We start from the raw sequence: 21340 nt of genomic DNA, 5'->3' as shown, positions 1-21340 counted from the left end.
TCTAATCCTTCGAGTCTGCGGCACGAACCGGATACGGTTCGGCTTTCGAGGACAAGCGGCGAGAAAGTACCAGGATCGAAGCATCAACGCCGGTGCGGCGGCGGCACAGGACGTTGAGGGCGATGGTGGCGACCGCCAGCGAAACAGTGGCCGAAATCGCGGCGCCGAGCACGCCGAGCCAGGGAATTAGAACGAGGAATCCGATCAGCCGCAGCACGACGTTCCCGGCGATGACGGGAACATAGTCACCCTCATGGCCGGTCACCTGCAGGATGGCTGCGGACGGACCACCAGCTGCCTGAAAAGCCGTTCCGAGCGCAAGCACGATCAGTACCCATTGCTGGGCTGCGAAATGAGGTCCGAACAGGCCGAGAAGATGGGGTGCGCCGATCCAGACAAGGACGAGCCCGGCGATGACGCAAAGCGCGGTCACCTCCGCCATGAGCTGCAGCGTGTGGCTGAACTCTTGATGATTTTTACTGAAGTAGAGCGAGGGCAGGCGGCGCGCTCCGAAACTATAAAGTGCGGCAGAGAGCATGGCGAAGATGTTCGCCAGACGGGAGGCGGCAAAATAGATGCCGGCCGTGGCCGGATCCAGCATCCAGTAAATCAGGATCACGTCGAAGTACTGATTGGCCGCTTCAAGAATGGAAGAAACCCAGTAGCGAAGCGCGCTCGATCTCCAGCGTGAGTTCTCCGAGCGCGGCGGCACATCGCGCAAATTCGGCAGAGCGCGTGCGATCGAAAGGACCTGAACGACGAGCCCCATGGCCATGGCGACCGCCATCACGGTAAGCAACTGTTCGGGATCGAGTCGCGCATGGCCGAACAATATCGCTACTAAAAACAGCACGACGACGACCCGCCAGAAAAACTCCCGATTGCCTTCCCCCATCAGAATGCTGATGAGCGATCGTGCAATCTGGCTGCCGAGCATCAGCCCTGCATTCACGGCCGTAAAGGCGGATACGGCCAGGATCAGCAGCCACGTATCGCCCCGCACGCTCGCGCCCGCCGCGATCGCGGCAATGACGACCATCATCCCAATGGAGGAGATCTTCAGGCTCGATAGCAGCACACCTTTGGCGAGATCGGCCTGTTCGCGCACCTGGTACTCGTTCAAGAAACGAACCAGGAGCAGTTCCTGGCCGACCAGCCCCACGACGGATGCGATCTGAGCGACGGAAAGCCACATCGCGAAAGCGCCGAACGCATCCGGCGACATGGTTCGTGCTGCCAGCGAGAACAGCGCAAACGCAAGGCCGCCGCTGCCAACCTTCAGAAGGATGGTCCCGGCGACACCGCGCGTCACGTCGCGTCGCATCAATTGGAGAATGGATTCGATCATGCGAAGTACAAGGCATCTTTCCTTTCAAGATGCTCGTAGCAGACAATGGCCCAGTGCCTAACACGCACGCGAGCCGAGAGTGTTAATGTTCGGCACCTAAGATTTCGTTCTCCCCACCCGGTAAATGCACCGGCGCAAACTTGCCCTCTCCGGCGGACCTGCGGCCTTGCTCTATTGTGGAACGCCGCTGTCCCGACTGTCTTCAGACAGGGCAAACGATGGTTTCCCAGGATCGCCGCTGCGGCGGCACGAAGATGATTGCCGAAGCCAAATCTGCACAGCCACCGGCCGTTTGCACGTAAATGACCTGCTGACCTGACGATAAACAATGGTTCACCCTAGTGCTGAGTAAGCGGGAAATAGATTCCACGATACTCTTTGAGCAAGGCGCGTGCCGGGACGTCGCCAGATCTGGACTAGGCCGCGGGCGTTAACTGCGATGCTCAAAAATGATCGTGCCGGTTCGGCGAAGTGGATATCAGGCGAGAAAATTGCAGTTCGGCCGGTATCAATCGTCAGAGCCGGCAAACATGATGGTGAATGAGGTGATACAACCGATCGCGGAAGAGGGACGTGAAACCATCACCACGGACGTAGCGATTGTCGGCGGCGGGCTGGCGGGATCGCTCGCGGCGGCAGTCCTCGCCAGGGCTGGCTACCAGGTCGTCCTGATCGACAAGCGAGCGGTTTATCCGGAAGAATTCCGCGTCGAGAAGATCGCCGGCCGACAAGTCGATGTCTTTCGCAGGCTGGGTTTCATCCGCGAACTCGAGGCGGTCGCGTGCGCATACGACCGCGTGATTAATATCAGAGAAGGCCGGGTGGTCGACGTCAGTGCCGGCCAAACCTACGGCCTTCCCTATGCGGACCTCGTTGGCCTGGCACGACGTCTGATGCCGGGTCATTCCGGCTTCATTGTCGACCAGGTGACCGCTGTGAGCTGCAGCGATGACGTTCAGCATCTCGTTTTGGCGTCCGGAGCGCGCGTCACTGCGCGTCTCGTTGTCCTGGCGACGGGTATGGCCGGAGCTCTTGGATACGGCCTCGGAATCACGCGGCGCATTCTCGCCGAGCGTCATTCGGTTTCGTTCGGCTTCACGATTGCCCGTCCGGACAATTTGCCGTTTGAATTCGAGGCGCTCACCTGCTATGGCGAACGGGCCATCGACGGCGTCGACTATCTCAGTTTGTTTCCGGTGCGGGGTGGCATGCGGGCAAACCTGTTCATGTTTCGCGATTCGACCGATCCGATCATGCGCGAGCTGAGGCGGCAGACCGGATCAACGTTGCTGCGGCTCATGCCGGGATTGCAGTCCTATCTCGGAGATTTCAGCGTCATCGGTCAGGTGCAGAATTGGGTGATGGACCTGTCTGTCGCCGAAGGCCATCTGCAGCCGGGCGTCGTGCTGATTGGCGACGCGTTTCAAACCAACTGTCCTGCAGCCGGCACCGGAGTGAGCCGTCTTCTGGTGGATGTCGAGCGTCTTTGCGTGGAATATGTGCCGCGCTGGTTCGAAACCGGCGGCATGGGCAAGGACAAGATATCGGAGTTCTACTCCGATCCGGACAAAGTGGCTGCCGACCAACACTCCCTGCAAATGGCGCGTTTTCGGCAGGCACTGACGTCGAGCAGCGACATAAGATGGAACGTGCGGCGCAGGGTGCATTTTCTTCGTCGCAATATCACCTATCGGGTCGACGGTATCAGGCCGGGATGGATCGCACGTGTCCGTGGCGCGCTTCGTGCCTAGTGAGCAGGTTTAAGCTCAGGTACGGACCGGCCGCAGCTTGAATTCGGCCATCCGCTTGGCGGCCAGTTTGATCCAGGGCGCCTGTCGTAACGCGAACAGAGCAAGGGAGCCGGCGACGCTACCCGCCTGAGTCACGCTCGACAACGGCGAGGGCTGGCCGCCAAACATCTTCTTGTACGGTTCGTCGCCAATGGTGAAGTCCAGGATCTGATCCCCGCGCTCGATGCAATCCCTGGCGACTTGTTCGAACATCAGCGCGCCAATGGATTGGCTCTTGTATCCCGTGATGTCGAATGCGCTCATAATGACGAGGAAACGGCCGCGGTGGCACAATCCCAGCACTGCCGCAATCAGGTTGCCGTCCATTTTCATAGTGTAGAGACGAACAAAGGCCCTGAGGCCGCGGAGCGCCACGGTGGAATAGAAGTCGAAATATTCGGGACGCTGCAACAGGTCGCCATCGCCCTGGGCTCGAAACCGCGGGCCTCGAAAGTTCTTCATCATCTCCATCGCGGCCATGATGGATGCATCGTCGTCGCAGCATGAAAAGCTCAACGCGCCCTTCTTTTGTAGCTGACGCAGCTTCTTTGCGAGTTCTTTCTGATAGGAGCGGCTCAGCGCGCCCGCCCGCCATTGCTCGAACGGGGCGACTAGCGCTGTCGCGTAGGCATTCATCTCCATGACCGTACGGCGAGGCGCTGCAAGAAGGTTCTCGATCGGCATTCTTCCATCAGGAAGCTTGCACATACGCAAGAAGTCGAACGGCCTGACAAGCCTGCGGAGCGTCAGGCAGGCATCCTCGTCCTGGAGCAGTTCGGAAAATATCTCGGCCGTGCACACAGGGGTCAGATAATCGGACACGCGGAGGTCAGCGAATTCAACCGTCCGCATCGGCCCACGCGGCACCCGCATCAAAGGCAGCACCATCGCCAGTTTTCCGGTCGCGCGACGGCGGACCGTGACGATCAGGGGTTTTGCTGCCGCGACGGGCGCGAGCTTGCGATATAGCGTGTCCAGCCACACCGGATGCTGGAACGCCGTGGCGTCCGAGCCAGCAAACAGTTCGGCGTATTCTTGAGACAAAAAATCAAATGCGTTTTCGATGCAGACATCGAACGCGTCGCTATTATTCTTGTTCATACGTGCGACAGACAAACCGGACTTTTTCGAAAATGCCGGCCGAGCCGGAGCTGCGACCTTCTAGCACACGCAGATTGGCGGAGACACGGGCCGAGTGCGATCTGTATTAATGTATCGTGGTTGCCGCCCGCTGCGCGGACTCCTACCAAATGTCTTGATCGCGGGCCGACCTTGCCACCGCCGCGCGACGTGTAACGTTTTGTTATGGTTAGCGAGCGCTCCACACCTTTGCGAATAGTTAACCAGTTCGCGCAGCGTCGAACCGTCGCGCGGACTCGGGGGCGCCGATGGACTGCATATTGCAGTTGGAGTGGACAACGATAGAGATCTCCAACTGAAGTGCTTGAATCATGATGAAAGAGCTGATTTCCGGCCCGATTTCGATGTCAGGGGACGCGGACGAACGCAATTGGCGTGTCGGTTTCGGTCGGACTGTCTCAACCGTCCGGATTTGCGACACCTCGCGGGGAGCGGCGATGCAGTCGTCGACGGGCGCAGCTTCACGCCGTGAAGCGTCAGAGAAAGACAATGTGCGCGAGCGTCGCGCGAACCTCATCGGCAGGGCGGCCACCGCCGAGATCCCCCGCGTCACGGTCGGAGGGCTTCGGCTCGCCGTACTCGATCTCGAGCAGACCGCCGATTTCATGATCGAACAGGTTTCGCCAAAACGCCGCGCTGGCCGTCCGCTCTATCTGACGTCGGCGAATGGCGAGGTGGTGGCACGCTGCTCGACCGAGCCGATGACGGACCGCCTGTTCCGCGCCGCCGACCTCATCAATGCCGACGGACAGCCGCTGGTCACGGTGTCACGGTTCAAGTCATCGCAGCCGCTGCCGGAGCGGGTTGCCACAACCGACCTGTTCCACGTCGTCGCGCGCAAGGCCGAGGCGGCCGGGCTCTCCTTCTACATGTTCGGCGCTGACGAGGCGGAGAATGCCGCCGCTGTCGCCAATGTCCGCAGGATGTATCCGAAGCTGAAGATCGTCGGCCATTCGCATGGCTATCTGCGCGGCGACGCGCTACGTGCCAAGGTCGACGAGATCAATGCGTTGGCGCCCGACTATCTCTGGGTCGCGCTCGGCGTGCCCTATGAGCAGGCCTTTGTCGAGGAGTTCACGCCACGGCTCTCCAATGTCGGTGTCATCAAGACCTCGGGCGGGCTGTTCAACTTCCTCTCCGGCAGCCGCCGCCGCGCGCCGCAATGGATGCAGAATGTCGGGCTGGAATGGGCCTGGCGGATCTGGCTCGAGCCGCGCCGGCTGTTCTGGCGCTATCTGACTACCAATCCGCGCGCGCTCTATCTGCTATTTAACCGGAGCCATTCCACGCCAACCGAGCGCGACTGACGCTGCGTGCCGTGCCGAGCGGTTGCAATAGCAAATAATTAACCGCGCTTCACGAAGCTCATTCCATGACCGGAGCACAAATTCAGGTGGATGCGGGCGCGCTTGACGGCGCGATCCCGCACATGCGCGGTGTCGACATCGAGCGGGCCGCAAAGGCCATCATGAATTGGTCCATCACCATCAATGTGGTGGCATCGATGGGGACCCTCAACACTGCCCTATTGGCGGTGGAACAGACCTATCTGCAGCAGTTCGCTGCGCTGTCGATGTGGATTGTGCTGATTTATGCAAGCGCGTTTGTGCGACCTAATCTGCGGCTCGGGTTCAACCCCGACTTGATCGGGATCGTTTCATTCTATGTCCTTGCCGCCATTTCCGTGTTTTGGACGAACCTGAGCCTCGCGGCCATCATGAAAAGCGCGGCTCTTGCAATAACGACCCTCGGCGCATTCTGTCTTATCACGCGACTGGATATTGACGACATTGTCAAATCGGTCACTCGGGGCCTCCTGGTACTGGTTGCGGCATCCGCTTTGTTCGCCGTGTTCGTGCCGGACATAGGAGTTGACAGCAGTTGGATGCACAACGGCCAATGGCAAGGTGTTTATGAGTCAAAGCAAACACTAGGCTTCGTCGGAGCCTATCTCATGTTCTTTGCCTATTATCGAAAGACGACAGGGCAAAGATGGCTACCCTTCCTTGTCACGTTCTTGCTCGCTTCAACGTGCGTCCTGGCTTCGGGCTCGCGAGGCGCCGGTGCGGTGGCGTTGGCGGCCTGCGGATTGCTGTTCACCTCCTTGCGGTCGGTGAATTGCATGAAAGTCTATGCGGTGTTGCCCTTTGTCATGTGCATCATGGCGGGCTTGCTGATCCTGTATTTCTACGTGACCGGATACGACTCCATCCATTTGTTTGACACGACGATCGACTTCACGGAGAGAACCTTCATTTGGCAGTACGCGATAAGCCACTTCGACGATGCGCCCTTGCTTGGCTTTGGAATAAACGGATTTTGGACGACCCAATCGATCTATGATTATTTCGAGCAGAATCACGGTTGGGTGCTCGACAACTACCACAGCGGCTACATCACCATTCTCATGGAAACGGGGCTTTTGGGTTATTTGCTTTTTGCGGCAAGCGTCTTCCTGTTTTCGAACAAGGTGCTCCATCTGATTTCATCCCGATCGATCGATCGGTTTCATTGTGCCCTGATCATAGGGTTCTCCGTCCTCAGTTTTCAGACCAATTTTACGGAGACGATATTCCTCCGTTCCACGATGTTTACATCGGTGCTGTTGCTGGTCTTCTTCCTCGCAACCTGTCGGCCGGTGCTGCCGGAAGATCACGGCGATCGTGAGTTGGCGGAGCAATGATCGGCACACTTGCCCGCCGGCCAGCGGCCCTCAAGTTCCTCCTGCTGGCTTTCGTCTTGGCAATGTGGATCCCGCGAGCCTACGGATCCGAGCAGATCGCGTTTCGCGACGTCGCGGGCTTGGGACGCGGCATCAATATCCTGGGATATGACGGCATCTGGGAGGGCGCCGAAAATGCCCCATTCCGTTTGGAGAACCTGACCGCAATTCAAAGGGCCGGCTTCTCACATGTCAGAATCAATTTGTTCGGCTTCAAGCATATGGATTCGGATAACATCCTTGATGAAGCCGTCTTGAAGCGCCTCGATAGAGTTATCGAAGAGGTTCTTGCAAGGAAGCTCATTCCCATTCTGGATGAGCACGACACCGATTTTTGCCAGCGTTATATCTCGCGATGCGCCGACAAGCTCAAATCATTCTGGAAGCAGATCGCGTCGCGCTATGCAGGGAAGTATCCTGCGCTTGTATTCGAAATTCTGAACGAGCCTGGGGGACATATGACCTCGGCCGAATGGAACTCACTTCTCAATGAATGTCTCGGCATTATCAGGGTTGCGAACCCTGAGCGAACTGTCATTGTCGCTGTTCTCAACACCGACGATGCGCCTATTGACGAGTTGACTCTGCCGGCCGGTGACAGAAAACTGATCGTGACTTTTCACTATTACGCGCCGATAAGGTTTACCCATCAAGGCGCGCCATGGTCGCGAACATTCTCGACGATTGGACCCCAGGATTGGGGTGCCCGCGAGGACGAAGCGAGAGTTGTCGCTGATTTCACCAGAATCAATCTTTGGTCACGCCGCGAGAAACGTCCGATCTATCTCGGCGAGTTCGGGGTTTATGAGCGCGCGCCATCTGAAAGCCGCCAGAGATACTTGTCGTTCGTGGCGCGAAACGCTGACCGATTTGGCTGGGCATGGGCCTACTGGCAATTCGACCACGATTTCGCTGCGTTCGATAGCGTCCGTCAAATGTGGAATCGGGACATTTTGCGCGCTCTCATTCCGTCGGGGCAGTGAAGCATAGTCGCAGGTTTGGAGAAGAAAAATTGAGCGGAAGCGCGGAGAGCCGAGCCAAGGATGACGTCGCCGCCTATCGGGCCGTCGAACTGATCTACCATTCCTATCTCACGGGCCTCATCCTGATGCTATCGTCGCGCGCCGGCGCCGCGCGAGCGGCGGAGGTGGTGTTTCGGACCTTCCGACGCCAGCAACTGGCCCGCTTTGTTCCGGGATTGAAAAAGCTCGGGCTCGACAAGCTTCCGCACGCGGTCGCGTGCGCGCAATACCATTATCTTTCAAACCAAGTCGGCGGCGTTAAGGTCGAATATGTTTACGAGAGCGACCAAAAGGCCTGGGTACGATATCCGCCGCCGCGGTGGATCTGGTCGGGCACCGCGATCTGCGGCATTCCGTCGGAAGTGTCGCGCGCGATGCTGCGCGGATGGCACGCCAATAATGGCGTCGTCCTCGGTAATCCGCGGCTGGGCTTCGTCTGTACGGGCCAAACGGTCGACGGACAGCCCGGCCTGGAAGGCTACTACAAGGAGTGGGATCACGACCTCACACCCGATGAACGGCTGCAGTTCTCGCCCGGCGAGCAATGTCCCCCGTTTCGGGTCGATCTTGCGCCACGGCTTGCCGAAAACACCTGGCCCGAAGGGCGCCTTCAAAAGGTCCTGCGCAACTACGCGATGGAATACATCACGTCGATCGTGCCGGAAACCATCGCGGTGCTCGGTCCCGAGGAGGGCGGCCATCTTGCCGGCGCTGCGGCGCGGCTGGTCGGGATGCACACCTTTGACGACGTTGCATCGCTGCTCGGTGGTGTCGGTCCCGGCGCCGAGGGCTTCGCCAGCGCCTTCGCGCGCATTGCCCGTGGGCAGGGCGACGACGCCGAGTTGCGCGTGCAGGGCGCGACCGCGATGGTACGGCAGACCTCATGGCGCCTGATGGCAGAGCGCGGGCCGATGTCTCCCGCGGTGTTCGATGCCTGGAACGAGCTCTGGGTCGGCGCCGCGCTCGCGCATGATCGTTTCATGCGCGTCGACATGACGGAGCGCCGCGATCGCGGCGATCCGTCCTGGTGCTGGCAATTCCGGTGACGAGGTGGCGGGCGCCCAGCCTGACGATCGGCGGCCTAACCTCGCTTCCTTGATACTCTATCGAACGCGAGGCTCGTTGCGACGCCGAGCAGGCTCCAGAACAGGAGTCCGGTGAGCACGACGGTCACCACGAACTGGTGCGAAAGGGACGCTGGCACTTCGGCATGAGACTCGGGTGCAACAGGGGCGCCGACGAGATGCGGGATGACAATGAGTATGACCCCGAGAACCGCAGCCCACGGCTCCGAGCGCAGGATCAGGAGGTAGAGCGCTGATGCTGTCAGAGCGGCGGTTGCGATCCACCAGATTTGCCGCGCGGTGAGATCGGCGACCGGCAGGCCCGGCAACTCGGGAGGGAGGCCAAGACCAGGCGCCGCGACAAAAACGGCGAACCCGGCAAGGCCCCAAAACAGACCTTCGCGCCAATGGACCGGTCGTTGCCGAAGCGCATAGATGCCGGTGAGCAGGAGGCCGAAGCCGATCGCGGTAAGGACGTTGGCGGCGACGGTGAGGGCGCTGCGCTGGAAGCCCTCCTCGGGCTCCCATTCCGCATCGTGATGATGGTCTGCTTCAGCGCTGCCGGCGTGGGAAGCCTTGTGGTGTGCATCGGCCGCAGCCTTCTCGAAGACCTCGCTCTTCTGGAGCAGCGGCACCGTTCCGAAGAACTGAACCACCGATATCAGCGCGCCGACGATCAATCCGGCAAGCGATGCCGCAAACACGATCGATCTGAAGACGTGCATCTGTCGTCAGTGACAGGGGAAAGCGTTGGCATGGCGCACGTCGTGGGCGGCGTTATGGACGGCGCTGATGTGCGAAAAGCCGACCATGCCGACGACGAACAAACCAAGAGCCATCGCCAGAACGGCCTGAACGATGACATTCGTTCCGGTGGCAACGGTGGTAAAATTGGCTGATTGCGTCTGCTGCATGATGATCCTCGTTCGGCAAGTCATTCTAGCCCACGGCATCATCAGATGCGACCGAATTTTTTAGCCGGCGACGGACGTCGCGGCTGGTGAGATGAAAGTTGTCCGTTTCCCGGATGCTTCTCGCGGCCAGTTTGGCGCGGGCCGCCGCTTCGAACGAATCCCGGTGTATCAGGTAGAAATCGATGCACTGCTGTGACGAAGGCATGCAGCCCAGCAGCGTCCGGAATGCGCGCCGGTGCATGACGCATATGCCCATGTGTCCGGAGGGACGGAATGCCAATGAATCGATGTCGCTGCGCCAGATCGGTTCGCCTTCGTCAGACATCGACGATTCACTCGAACATAGGCGCAGATCACATGGCCGACCGGATGACGGCAGCAACGCCGAGCAGGAAGCCAACCTCGAACACCTGCTCGATGGCCCCGAGTACGTCGCCGGTATAGCCGCCGATCGATCGTCGCGACCACAGCGTGACCGCAACTGCCAGTGCGATGCCGCAAGCGATGCCGCCAATAAGCGCGATCGGGGCATGCGTGTCGGAGGTCGCGGCGAGCGGTGCCAGCGCGAGCAGCACGACGATCGTCGCGAAACCGATTTCGCCTGCCCGGAGCGGAGAGGGCGCATAGGCCACCTTCATCGCGGAGGTGTTACCCGCATATTTCATCCAGCCGATGATCGGCAAGCCCACGGCGCGACCGCCGGCTCCACTTGCAATCAGCGCCGCCGCACCAATCCACGGCGGCATCTCGGCGACCGCCGCGACCCGCAATGCGACCGCGAAGATCAGCGCGAGCGTGCCATAGGTGCCGATCCGGCTGTCCTTCATGATGGTGAGACGCTGTTCGACCGTCCAGCCGCCGCCCAAGCCATCAGCGGTGTCAGCCAGGCCATCCTCGTGGAACCCACTGGTGAGAAGGACGCTTGCCAACACTGCCATGAGCGCCGCGATCACTGGTCCTAATACGAGCGAGCTCAGCAGAAGAGCCGCCGCCGAAACCAAACCGACGATCGCACCGACCAGCGGGAAAAACTGCGCCGAGCGGACCAGCCACTCGGAATCAGGCGCATCGTTCGAAGCGCCGACAGGAATGATGGTGAGGAATCGGACCGCGTCGCGAAAACGATCCAGGCTCATCTAGATCCTTCCTTCCAGCACATCGCTGAGGTCGGCGACGTCGGTCAGCAGGCGGGACGCGGCGCGCACCAGCGGGACCGCCAGTAGTGCGCCGGTGCCCTCGCCAAGTCTCATGTCGAGAGCGAGCAACGGCTGTGCCTGAAGTGCCGCCAATACGATGTCGTGACCTTTCTCGGCCGACCTATGCGCGAAGACGCAATAGTCACGCGTCGCCGGCGCCAGCCTGACGGCGACGAGGGCGGCGGCGGACGAAATGAAGCCGTCGATGACGACCGGACGGCGATGTGCCGCTGCACCAAGCGCGGCGCCTGCCATCATCGCGATCTCGAGGCCGCCGAATTCCCGGAGTACCTCGAACGGCGCGGTCGCATCGCTGCGATTGGCTGCCTTGTGGATGGCGGCGCGCTTGCGGGCCATGCCTGGCTCGTCCTGGCCTGCGCCGACGCCGATGCAGTCATCGAGCGGCGCGGGCGCCAGCCGATGCACCAGCAGCGCGGAAGATGCGGTGTTGCCGATTCCCATTTCGCCGAGCGCGACGATGTCGGCCCCAGCATCGATTTCACTGGAAGCTATGGCAAAGCCGGCCGCGAGCGCCTTGTGCGCGTCCTGGGCCGACATCGCTGCCTCACGCGCAGAATTCGCGGTGCCGGTCCGAATCTTGATGCTGAGGAGATCGGGATGGGAAGGCAGCTCGCTGGCGACGCCGGCATCCACGATGCGGATCCCGACATCTGACGCGGCCGCAAAGGCGTTGGCGCTGGCTCGGCCTGCGAGATAAGTCCTCACCATCGCGGCCGTCACGGCGGACGGATATTGCGAAACGCCTTCTTCCGTCAATCCGTGATCACCAGCGAATACGAGCAGAACGGCGTTTTGCAGCGCTGCGGCGGATGGATGCGCGATCATGCCGAGTTGCACCGCCAGGTCTTCGATTCGTCCCAGTGAGCCCGGCGGCTTGGCTTTGCCGTCGATTCGCGCGCGCATCGTTGCGGCAAGCGTCTGATCGAGCGGAGCGATTGCGGGAATTTGCCAATCGGATGGGATTTGGAAGGTCATGGGCTCCTCGTGCGCGCCTTAAGTGACCGAAGCAAACGGGCGGGTCAACTGCGGTTGACCGCCGTCGCGGGGACAGCTAGCGTGGCGGCGATGGTCCTTCCTTCGGGAAGGTGAAAAAGGGAAGTCGGTGCAATGCCGACGCTGCCCCCGCAACTGTAAGCGGCGAGCCAAAGCCGAGGCCACTGGGATGACCGGGAAGGCGGCGAAAGGCGACGACCCGCGAGCCAGGAGACCTGCCATCGCGCATTGTGCTTTGGAGGTTCGTCGGGCGGGGTGCACCGGACGGAATGAGTTCGATGGTCTTCCACCGTCGAACGCGATCCAACAAAGCTCGCGGCCGTCATGGGCCTGACTTGAGCATCGTGATGGATCGCAACGACGTCGATCAGCAAGATACTGATTCTCGCCCGGGCGAATATTTGCCGCCGACTGCGCCCGGCAGTCCCGTCGTCGTGAGCGTATGCGTCACCTGCAAGACGTCGGAGGGCGTGTTGGCCGGGCCCGCCATGTTCGACGCGATCCGGGTCGCTACAGGCAAACGCGACGCGGCCGTTCAGGTCCGGCGCGTGCAGTGCTTGAGCGTGTGCAAGCGGCCGACCACGGTCGCGGTTTCGAGCTCGGATGGTTACACCTTCCTCTTCGGCGATCTCGAGCCCGAGGGCGCTGGTGCCGTCGCGTCTTTCGTCGATTCCTATCGCAAATCGACCTACGGCCTGGTGCCGTGGCGCGAGCGCGCCGAGATCCTGCGCAAGGGGATGGTGGCGCGGCTGCCGCCCGTTCGCTGGTCGCCCGAAGATGGCAGCGCTCCGAAATGACTGATCTCTCGACCACGCTGGTACTGGGCGGCGCACGCTCGGGCAAATCGGCTTTTGCCGAGCGAATGATTGCCGAAAGCGGCCTTGCTCGCGTGTATCTGGCAACAGCTACCGCAGGCGATGGGGAGATGCAGGACAGGATCGCGCATCATCGCAGCAGGCGCGGTTCGGATTGGACGACCGTGGAGGAGCCGTTGGCGCTCATCGATGTCCTTACGCAGGTATCGCGACCCGGCTGCGCGGTCCTGGTCGATTGCCTGACACTCTGGCTCTCCAACTTGATGCTCGCCGGGCGTGACCTCGATGTCGAGGCGAAACGGCTCGCGGAATTTCTAGGCGTCGCCGCAAACCCCGTTGTCCTGGTGTCGAACGAGGTCGGTCTCGGCATCGTGCCCGAAACCAGGCTCGGCCGCGATTTCCGCGATGCGCAGGGCCGTCTCAATCAGATGGTCGCCTCAAGCGTTCCCAACGTCGTGTTCGTCGCGGCCGGCCTTCCGCTGTGGCTCAAACGTTCCCTTAAGGAGTCCTGAAATATGTCCCGTGTTCCAGTCACCGTGCTCACCGGTTTTCTCGGTGCCGGCAAGACGACACTGTTGCGCTCGCTTCTGACGCAAGCCGACGGCCGCCGCATCGCCGTCATCGTCAACGAGTTCGGAGATGCCGGTTTCGACGGCGGTCTTGTCGAGGAATGCGCGGCCAAGGCCTGTGCGCCCGGCGACATCGTCGAGCTGACCAATGGCTGCATCTGCTGCACGGTCGCCGACGATTTCATTCCGACCATGGACAAGCTGCTGACGCGCGACGAGCCGCTGGACGCGATCGTGATCGAGACCTCAGGCCTCGCGCTGCCGCAGCCACTCTTGAAGGCGTTCGCGTGGCCCGCGGTCCGCACGCGCGCAACCGTCGATGGCGTGGTGACGGTCGTCGACGCGTTGGCGCTATCGGAAGGACGCGTCGTGCTCGACGAACATGCGGTCGCGGCCCAGCGCGCCGCGGACGAGGAAATCGATCACGACGACCCGATCGAGGAAGTGTTTGAGGATCAGCTCGCCTGTGCCGACCTCGTGGTCGTTTCCAAGAGCGATCTGGTGTCGCCGGATGTGCTCAGCGGCATCGAAGACCGGCTTGCTGCACAATTGAGGCAAGGTGTCCGTGTCGTACGCTCCCATGGAGCGCTTGCGCCCGACGTCCTCATCGGGATGAAGGCCGATGCCGAGAACGACCTCGCTGCGCGGGCCGGGCATCACGGAGAGGAAGAGGAGCACGATCACGACGATTTCGACAGTATCGTCGTAAGGCCTGCGGCGGCCGAGAGCGTCGAGGCGATGCGCGCACGGGTCAGCGATGTCCTCAGTCTCGCGGGGGTGCTGCGCGTCAAGGGCCATGCGCGCATCTCCGAAAAGCCTGCGCCGATCGTGGTGCAGGCGGTCGGCAGCCGTGTTGAGCTGGCGTTCGCGCGGCCCGACGCCAGGCAGGCCGAGCATCTTGTCGTGATCGGCCTGAAAGGATTTGACGCCGATGCCGCACGTCGGGCGCTTGCGGGATAGCCTTTCGAAGGGCGATCAATGCATCTGAAACTCGACAGCGGTGGCAGCATCGACGACGGAGATGTCGCTCGCGACCTCGGCCAGGAAACCGCCGACATCGTGATATTGTCTGCCGCGGACAGTGATCTCGCGGCCTTCGGCGCTGCGCATGCGGCATTGCCTGCGGACTTCCCGAGTGTCCGTCTGACCAATCTGCTGGCTCTTGGTCATCCCGCTTCTGTCGATCTCTATGTCGAACGTACGCTCAGCGAAGCCAAGATCGTCGTTCTTCGGATGCTCGGCGGCGAAAGCTATTGGCCGCACGGTGTCGAAAGCCTTCGGCGCGATGCGATCCAGCGCGGGACGTTGTTCGCCTGCATTCCCGGAGAAACCGACTGGAACGCCGCATTGGCTGCGCGCGGCACGCTGGGCGCCGACGAGACCTATGAACTGTGGCGCTATTGCACCGAAGGCGGCATCGACAACGCGCAGTTGGCGCTTTGCTTCGCTGCGAATCTGATCGGCTACGGCAGCAGGCCGCCCTCGGCGCGGCCAATGCCGGCCGCCGGCTTCTGGAACGGCGAACCTGCCACTGACCAACGCCCAAACGCTGCCGTGATCTTCTACCGCGCCCTCGTCGCGGGCGGCGATACCGCCGCGATCAATGCGCTGTGCTCGGCGCTGGGGGCGCGCGATCTCAATGCAGTCGGGCTCTATGTCACGAGCCTCAAGGACGAGCGTTCGATCGCGTTCCTGCGCACGGCGCTCGCCGCGCACCCACCTGACATCATCGTGAACGCAACAGCCTTTGCGACGGCGACCGCGCGCGAGAATGCGGGGATATTGTCCGAGACCGATTGTCCCGTGCTGCAGGTCGCTCAGGCTGGCATGTCCCACAACAGCTGGGAAAGCTCGACCCGCGGCCTCAATCCGCGCGACCTTGCTATGCATGTGGTCCTGCCGGAGGTCGATGGGCGCATCTTCGCCAATGCCATCGCATTCAAGGAAGCCGGCCAGAGCATTGGCTCCTTCACGCCGACGGCCTTTCGGCCGGTCGAAGATCGCGTGGCGGCGACGGCCGATCTTGCCGCTGCGTGGGTGCGGCTACGCCGTACGCCAGCGAGCCAGCGACGGGTCGCCATTGTCCTCGCCAATTATCCCAACCGCGACGGCCGTCTTGCCAATGGCGTCGGTCTGGATACGCCGCAAAGCCTGATCGGAGTCCTCGCTGCGATGAGGAACGAGGGGTACGAGATTTCCGGCGCACCCGATGATGCGGCCGACATGATGCGGTTGTTGCAGGAAGGTCCGACCAATGCGCTCGGAGAGCGCGGCTTGCGGCGTGGTGGCGCATCATGGCCGCTTGCGGAATACGGCGCGGCATTTAGTGCACTCTCTCCCAATGTTCAGCGTGCGGTCACGAAGCGTTGGAATGATCCCGTCCATGATCCGCATGTCGCCAATGGCGTGTTTCGTCTCGGCCTGCATCGCTTCGGCAACGTCGTCGTCGGCGTACAGCCGGCGCGAGGTTACAACATCGATCCCAAGAGCTCCTATCACGATCCGGACCTCGTTCCGCCTCATCACTATCTGGCATTCTATCTTTGGCTGCGCCGCGTGTTCGATGCCCACGCGATCGTGCATCTCGGCAAGCATGGCAATCTGGAATGGCTGCCGGGCAAGAGCACCGGGCTTTCCGCCGATTGCCTGCCGGACGCGGTGCTCGGCCCGTTGCCGCATCTGTATCCATTCATCGTGAACGATCCCGGCGAGGGCATCCAGGCCAAGCGCCGGACATCCGCAGTTATAATCGATCATCTGACGCCACCGGTGACCCGCGCCGGATTGCATGACGATCTGGCGCGGCTGGAATCGATGGTGGACGAATATTCGGTTGCGACCGACCTCGATCCGAAGCGCGCGGCTGTGATCGCCGAGGACATTCTTTCGACGGCGCGGGCCAAGCAGCTCGATGCAGACGTCAACCTGACGCGCGACATGCCAGTCGGCGAGGCGCTGCGCGCTCTCGATGCGCATTTGTGCGACATCAAGGAAATGCAGATCCGCGACGGACTCCACGTGTTCGGGCGCGCGCCCGATTCGAGACAATGCGCCGATCTGCTCGTGTCGATCGCGCGCGTGCCACGCTCGGACCGCAAGGCTGAAGACGCCTCGCTGCATCGCTCGCTGGCTCTCGATCTCGGCCTTGTCGATTTCGACCCGTTGACCCGCGACCTCGCTGGCACATTCAGAGGGCCACGGCCGGCGGTCCTAGCCGGGCTCGGCTCGGGCTTGTGGCGGACGACGGGCGACACAGTCGAGCGGATCGAAGAACTGGCGTTGCGGCTGGTGTCGGGTGAGATGAAGCCAGACCCATCATGGGTACGCACAGAAGCAGCGCTGAATTGGGTCGAGACGAGATTGCGACCGGCCATCGACGCGAGCCCGCCGCAGGAGATGATGGCGTTGCTGCGCGGCCTTGACGGTCGCTTCGTGCTTCCCGGTCCCTCGGGCGCGCCGACGCGCGGCAGGCCCGATGTGCTGCCGACGGGCCGCAACTTCTTCGCTGTCGACGTGCGCGCGGTGCCAACGCCCTCGGCATGGCGGATCGGGCAATCGGCGGCCGAACGGCTCGTCGAATCCTTCTGGCAGGAAACCGGCGAATGGCCGCGGACGATTGCGCTGTCAGCCTGGGGGACCGCCAACATGCGCACCGGCGGCGATGACGTTGCGCAGGCGCTCGCCTTGATCGGCGTTCGGCCAACGTGGGAGGAGACCTCCGGACGGGTGACCGGCTTTGCGATCACGTCCCTGTCTGAACTGAAGCGTCCGCGCATCGATGTCACGTTCCGTGTGTCAGGCCTGTTTCGGGATGCATTTCCGACCCAGATGGACATCATCGCGAGCGCAGTGGCGGCGGTCGCGGAGCTCGACGAACCTGATGACGCCAATCCCATCGCGGCGAATGTTCGCCGACGGCGGCAGGCGCTGGAGGCAAGCGGCATCAGCCGCGACATCGCTGAGCGACGCGCCGCTCATCGCGTGTTCGGCTCAAAGCCCGGCGCTTATGGCGCGGGGCTGCAAGCCTTCATCGACGAAGGCGGCTGGAACGATCGCGCCGATCTGGCCGACGTCTATCTGGATTGGGGCGGCTATTCCTATGGCGCGGGGGCTGAGGGGAACGCGGCCCGCGACGATCTCGTCGCGCGGTTGGCCGACGTCGACCTGATCGCGCAGGCCCAGGACAACCGCGAGCACGATATCCTGGACTCCGACGACTACTATCAGTTCATGGGCGGACTGGCTGCAACAGTATCGACATTGCGCGGGCAGGCACCGCGCATCGCGCATATCGATACGTCGCGGCCGGAGATGCCGGCGGTGCGACCGCTGGCGCATGAGATATCGCGCGTGGTGCGGGGCCGCGCCGCCAACCCGAAATGGATCGTCGGCGTCATGCGACACGGCTACAAAGGCGCGTTCGAGATGGCCGCGACCGTTGATTATCTGTTCGGTTTTGCCGCCTCGACCGACGCGGTCTCAAATCATCACTTCGATCAATTGTTCGCAGCCTATCTCGAGGACGACCCGGTGCGAGATTTCATCGAGCGCTCCAATCCGGCCGCGCTCCGCGAGATGGCCGCCCGGTTCGCGGAAGCCATCAGGCGCGGATTATGGACGCCACGCTCCAATCGCGCCGCGGATTTGATTGCCGAAAGCCTGTACGAAGCAAAGAGAGAAATCGCATGATGAATCCATCCGACGTAGCCGACGACGAGAACGCACGCCATCGCGAGAAGGCCCGGAAGCACAAGGCCGCGCGCGACAAGATCATGGCGACCAAGACCGGCGAAAAGGGGCTCTTGATCGTCCATACCGGAACCGGCAAGGGCAAGACATCAGCCGCGCTCGGCATGGTGTTTCGGCATATCGGTCACGGCTATCCTGTTGCTGTCGTGCAATTCACCAAGTCGCCGAAGTGGGATACCGGAGAAGCGCGGGTATTGGCCAGGTTTCCGGAGCTCGTGACATTGCATGTGATGGGCGAAGGGTTCACTTGGGAAACGCAGGATCGCGAGCGCGACATTGCAGCCGCCCGGAAGGGTTGGGGGCGCGCCAAGGAACTGATCCGCGACGATCGCCATCGCATGGTCCTCTTGGACGAACTCAACATTGTCCTCCGTTACGATTACCTTCCGATCGACGAAGTGCTTGCATTTCTCCGTGACGAGAAGCCGGCTGACAAGCACGTCGTCATCACCGGACGCAACGCGCACGCTTCGCTGATCGAGATGGCCGATCTGGTCACCGAGATGACGCTGGTCAAGCATCCGTTCCGATCTGGGGTGAAGGGTCAGAAAGGGATAGAATTCTGATGGCGCGGCCGACGCCGGCGCTGATGATCCAGGCCACCGGCTCGAACGCCGGGAAGTCGACTGTTGTCGCGGGCCTGGCGCGCGCGCTGGTGAGGCGCGGCCTCACGGTCGCGCCGTTCAAGCCGCAGAACATGTCGAACAATGCGGCGGTGGCGGTCGATGGCGGCGAGATCGGCCGCGCGCAGGCGGTGCAGGCCCGCGCCGCGCGGATGGCACCAAGCGTCCATATGAACCCGGTGCTCTTAAAGCCCGAGACCGACACCGGTGCGCAGGTGATCGTGCAGGGCCAGCGACGCAGCACGCTTCGGGCGGCCGATTATCTCGGAAAGAAGGCGGCGCTGATGCCCGCTGTGCTCGACAGTTTCGCACATCTCGCCCGGGCAGCGGACATCGTGCTGGTCGAAGGCGCGGGCAGTCCGGCCGAGATCAATCTGCGCGCCGGCGATATCGCCAACATGGGTTTCGCCACGGCAGCCGACGTACCCGTGGTGCTGCTCGGCGACATCGATCGCGGCGGTGTCATCGCCAGCCTCGTGGGGACGCATCTCGTGCTGGAAGCCGAGGAGCGCGCGCGCATTCATGGCTTTCTGATCAACAAGTTCCGCGGCGATCCCAGGCTGTTCGACCAGGGACTTGAAGCAGTGACGCGCATGACCGGTTGGCCCTCGCTCGGCGTGGTGCCGTGGCTGCCTGAGGCTGCCTGGCTGCCTGCCGAGGACGCCGTCGATCTCGATCGTGTGCAGACGTCATCCGCGCGGAGGGTCATCGCCGTTCCCGTGCTCGCGCGCATCGCCAATTTCGACGATCTGGACCCGCTGGGCATGGAGCCCGGTGTCAGGCTGGTATTCGTGCGGCCGGGCGAACCGATCCCGGCCAATGCCGATGTCGTGATCCTGCCCGGCAGCAAATCGACGATCGGCGATCTCGCCTTCCTGCGCGCGCAAGGCTGGGATATCGACATCAAGGCGCATGTTCGGCGCGGCGGTCAGGTGCTCGGGCTATGCGGCGGCTACCAGATGCTCGGCCGGACGATCGCTGATCCCGATGGCATCGATGGCCCGGCGGGCACGGTCGAGGGACTCGGGCTGCTCGATATCGCCACGACGATGGACGCCCATAAATCGACGACGCTTGTGCAAGCGGTTCATTGTGCCACAGGCAGCCCGATCGAGGGCTATGAGATTCATCTCGGCCGCACCAGCGGTGCAGATTGCGCGCGCCCGGTGGGCATGATCGCCGGCCGCCCGGATGGTGCCGGCTCGGCCGATGGCCGCGTGCAGGGGACGTATCTGCACGGGCTGTTCGTCAATGACAGCTTTCGAAAGGCGTGGCTCGCCAATCTCGGCATTGCGTCGTCTGTCGCTTATGAAGCTCGGATCGAATCGGCGCTCGATGCGTTGGCCGACCATCTGGAAGCGCATCTCGACATCGATCGCATGCTCGAGATCGCGCGGAGCCGTCAAACCACCAACGCCAGCGCGGCATAGATGACTGCTTCGAGCGAGCAGGCGGCCATCAGCAGCTTGAGTGCGCGGCGGATATCGGCAGAACCGGCATTCATCCGGGCGCCGGCGTTGAGGAAGGGGTCATCGACGAGGCGGTCGCCATAGCGGCGAGGCCCGGCCAGGGCGAGACCGAGCGCGCCTGCCATGGCGCTTTCCGGCCAGCCCGCATTCGGCGATCTATGCTTTGAAGCGTCGCGCCACATGACTTTGAATGCCTGCGCGACGGAGCCACCTGCAATCGGCGCAGCGAGTGCGATCAGTACCGCAGCCAGTCTTGCTGGGACGAGGTTGAGCAGATCGTCAAGCCGCGCCGCCGCCCAGCCAAAGGATTCGTGGCGCGGACTGCGATGGCCGATCATGGAGTCCGCGGTATTGACGACCTTGTAGACGAACAATCCCGGCAACCCGAGCAGCGCCAGCCAGAACAGCGGCGCGACGACGCCGTCGGAAAAATTCTCTGCGCAGGATTCGATCGCCGCGCGCGAGACGCCGCTGGCGTCGAGCTGTTCGGGATCGCGGCCGACGATCATGGACACCGCGCGCCTTGCCTCGGCAAGTCCGCCGCCGGTGAAGCCGGAGGCGACCCTGTTGACATGTTGATGGAGGCTCCGCTGCGCGATCAGGATGGAGGCCACAAGCCCTTGGGCTGCTTGCCCGAGCAGCGTCCACCCGAGCGTGGCTTCCAGCAGCAGGCCAAGGCCGCCGCAGATCGCGACCAGCAGGCCCGTGGTCAGGCATCCCGCGGCCCTGCGCCGTGTGGCCGACCATTGCTCGCGGTTCAGCGCGCGATCGAGCAGGTCGATCACGGAGCCCATCAGCGTCACCGGATGAGGGAGACGCCGCCACAGCAAATCCGGATCGCCAATAAGCGCGTCGAATGCGATCGCCAGCACAACGATCAGGATCGTCTCGCTTCCCGCCAGCAT

Annotated in this window: 19 protein-coding genes and 1 riboswitch; of the genes, 11 read left to right on the top strand and 8 right to left on the bottom strand. The window is 62.2% G+C overall.

Translation table 11 applies throughout. The features are described from left to right. Position 1: 1 nt before the first annotated feature. Positions 2 to 1348, bottom strand: coding sequence for a lipopolysaccharide biosynthesis protein (locus AC5ZG5_RS20110; RefSeq protein WP_456643690.1), 1347 nt, complete (start codon positions 1346 to 1348; stop codon positions 2 to 4). A gap of 530 nt (positions 1349 to 1878) precedes the next feature. Between AC5ZG5_RS20110 and AC5ZG5_RS20105 the strand changes: the two genes are divergently transcribed. Then, a complete protein-coding gene (locus tag AC5ZG5_RS20105) occupies positions 1879 to 3099 on the top strand; it encodes an FAD-dependent oxidoreductase (RefSeq protein ID WP_456643689.1) in 1221 nt (406 codons plus the stop codon). Between the two features lie 15 nt (positions 3100 to 3114). Here AC5ZG5_RS20105 and AC5ZG5_RS20100 read toward each other — a convergent pair whose 3' ends face one another. Continuing rightward, positions 3115 to 3822, bottom strand: coding sequence for a GNAT family N-acetyltransferase (locus tag AC5ZG5_RS20100; RefSeq protein ID WP_456643688.1), 708 nt, complete (start codon positions 3820 to 3822; stop codon positions 3115 to 3117). A gap of 893 nt (positions 3823 to 4715) precedes the next feature. Between AC5ZG5_RS20100 and AC5ZG5_RS20095 the strand changes: the two genes are divergently transcribed. From AC5ZG5_RS20095 to AC5ZG5_RS20080, 4 genes are all read left to right on the top strand, one after another. After that, on the top strand, positions 4716 to 5585 hold the full coding sequence (locus AC5ZG5_RS20095; RefSeq protein WP_456643687.1) for a WecB/TagA/CpsF family glycosyltransferase: 870 nt from the start codon (positions 4716 to 4718) through the stop codon (positions 5583 to 5585). Positions 5586 to 5650: 65 nt separating this feature from the next. Continuing rightward, positions 5651 to 6961 (top strand): O-antigen ligase family protein, encoded by a 1311-nt coding sequence (locus AC5ZG5_RS20090; RefSeq protein ID WP_130222933.1) that lies wholly within the window; start codon positions 5651 to 5653, stop codon positions 6959 to 6961. After that, complete coding sequence (locus tag AC5ZG5_RS20085; protein WP_456643686.1) at positions 6958 to 7983, top strand: glycoside hydrolase family 5 protein; 1026 nt, start codon at positions 6958 to 6960, stop codon at positions 7981 to 7983. Before AC5ZG5_RS20090 ends, AC5ZG5_RS20085 begins: the two co-directional genes overlap by 4 nt. Positions 7984 to 8012: 29 nt before the next feature. Beyond that, positions 8013 to 9068 (top strand): hypothetical protein, encoded by a 1056-nt coding sequence (locus tag AC5ZG5_RS20080; RefSeq protein WP_456643685.1) that lies wholly within the window; start codon positions 8013 to 8015, stop codon positions 9066 to 9068. A gap of 35 nt (positions 9069 to 9103) precedes the next feature. On the opposite strand, the gene AC5ZG5_RS20075 is transcribed toward AC5ZG5_RS20080, so the two are convergent. The 5 genes from AC5ZG5_RS20075 to cobT are packed head-to-tail and all read right to left on the bottom strand — an operon-like array spanning position 9104 to position 12192. Then, entirely contained in the window at positions 9104 to 9811 is a 708-nt protein-coding gene (locus AC5ZG5_RS20075; RefSeq protein ID WP_456643684.1) for a CbtA family protein, read from the bottom strand. Positions 9812 to 9817: 6 nt separating this feature from the next. After that, the gene (locus tag AC5ZG5_RS20070; protein ID WP_028161697.1) at positions 9818 to 10000 is read right to left on the bottom strand and encodes a CbtB domain-containing protein; all 183 of its coding nucleotides are present in this window, start codon (positions 9998 to 10000) and stop codon (positions 9818 to 9820) included. Positions 10001 to 10025: 25 nt separating this feature from the next. Next, positions 10026 to 10325: a hypothetical protein gene (locus tag AC5ZG5_RS20065; protein ID WP_130222926.1), complete on the bottom strand. Its 300-nt coding sequence runs from the start codon at positions 10323 to 10325 to the stop codon at positions 10026 to 10028. Between the two features lie 28 nt (positions 10326 to 10353). Next, complete coding sequence (gene cobS, locus AC5ZG5_RS20060) at positions 10354 to 11136, bottom strand: adenosylcobinamide-GDP ribazoletransferase (RefSeq protein WP_456643683.1); 783 nt, start codon at positions 11134 to 11136, stop codon at positions 10354 to 10356. Continuing rightward, complete coding sequence (cobT, locus tag AC5ZG5_RS20055; protein ID WP_456643682.1) at positions 11137 to 12192, bottom strand: nicotinate-nucleotide--dimethylbenzimidazole phosphoribosyltransferase; 1056 nt, start codon at positions 12190 to 12192, stop codon at positions 11137 to 11139. 74 nt (positions 12193 to 12266) lie between these two features. Further along, positions 12267 to 12447, top strand: a riboswitch (cobalamin riboswitch). Between the two features lie 110 nt (positions 12448 to 12557). On the opposite strand from cobT, the gene AC5ZG5_RS20050 reads away from it, so the two are divergent. The 6 genes from AC5ZG5_RS20050 to AC5ZG5_RS20025 are packed head-to-tail and all read left to right on the top strand — an operon-like array spanning position 12558 to position 20396. After that, positions 12558 to 13007: a DUF1636 family protein gene (locus AC5ZG5_RS20050; RefSeq protein WP_456643681.1), complete on the top strand. Its 450-nt coding sequence runs from the start codon at positions 12558 to 12560 to the stop codon at positions 13005 to 13007. Next, positions 13004 to 13537 (top strand): bifunctional adenosylcobinamide kinase/adenosylcobinamide-phosphate guanylyltransferase, encoded by a 534-nt coding sequence (gene cobU, locus AC5ZG5_RS20045; RefSeq protein WP_456643680.1) that lies wholly within the window; start codon positions 13004 to 13006, stop codon positions 13535 to 13537. Before AC5ZG5_RS20050 ends, cobU begins: the two co-directional genes overlap by 4 nt. 3 nt (positions 13538 to 13540) lie before the next feature. After that, positions 13541 to 14554: a cobalamin biosynthesis protein CobW gene (cobW, locus tag AC5ZG5_RS20040; RefSeq protein WP_456643679.1), complete on the top strand. Its 1014-nt coding sequence runs from the start codon at positions 13541 to 13543 to the stop codon at positions 14552 to 14554. A gap of 18 nt (positions 14555 to 14572) precedes the next feature. Next, entirely contained in the window at positions 14573 to 18283 is a 3711-nt protein-coding gene (gene cobN / locus AC5ZG5_RS20035) for a cobaltochelatase subunit CobN (protein WP_456643678.1), read from the top strand. After that, positions 18283 to 18909: a cob(I)yrinic acid a,c-diamide adenosyltransferase gene (cobO, locus tag AC5ZG5_RS20030; protein WP_456643724.1), complete on the top strand. Its 627-nt coding sequence runs from the start codon at positions 18283 to 18285 to the stop codon at positions 18907 to 18909. Before cobN ends, cobO begins: the two co-directional genes overlap by 1 nt. Next, a complete protein-coding gene (locus AC5ZG5_RS20025; protein ID WP_456643677.1) occupies positions 18909 to 20396 on the top strand; it encodes a cobyric acid synthase in 1488 nt (495 codons plus the stop codon). Before cobO ends, AC5ZG5_RS20025 begins: the two co-directional genes overlap by 1 nt. On the opposite strand, the gene cbiB is transcribed toward AC5ZG5_RS20025, so the two are convergent. Continuing rightward, positions 20369 to 21340: an adenosylcobinamide-phosphate synthase CbiB gene (gene cbiB / locus AC5ZG5_RS20020; protein WP_456643676.1), complete on the bottom strand. Its 972-nt coding sequence runs from the start codon at positions 21338 to 21340 to the stop codon at positions 20369 to 20371. The two genes, AC5ZG5_RS20025 and cbiB, sit on opposite strands and share 28 nt — an antisense overlap.

The sequence above is a fragment of the Bradyrhizobium sp. Ses1 genome (assembly GCF_059512365.1).
The sequence above is the reverse complement of the archived record's forward strand: the minus strand, read 5'-3'. Positions and strand labels throughout refer to the sequence as shown.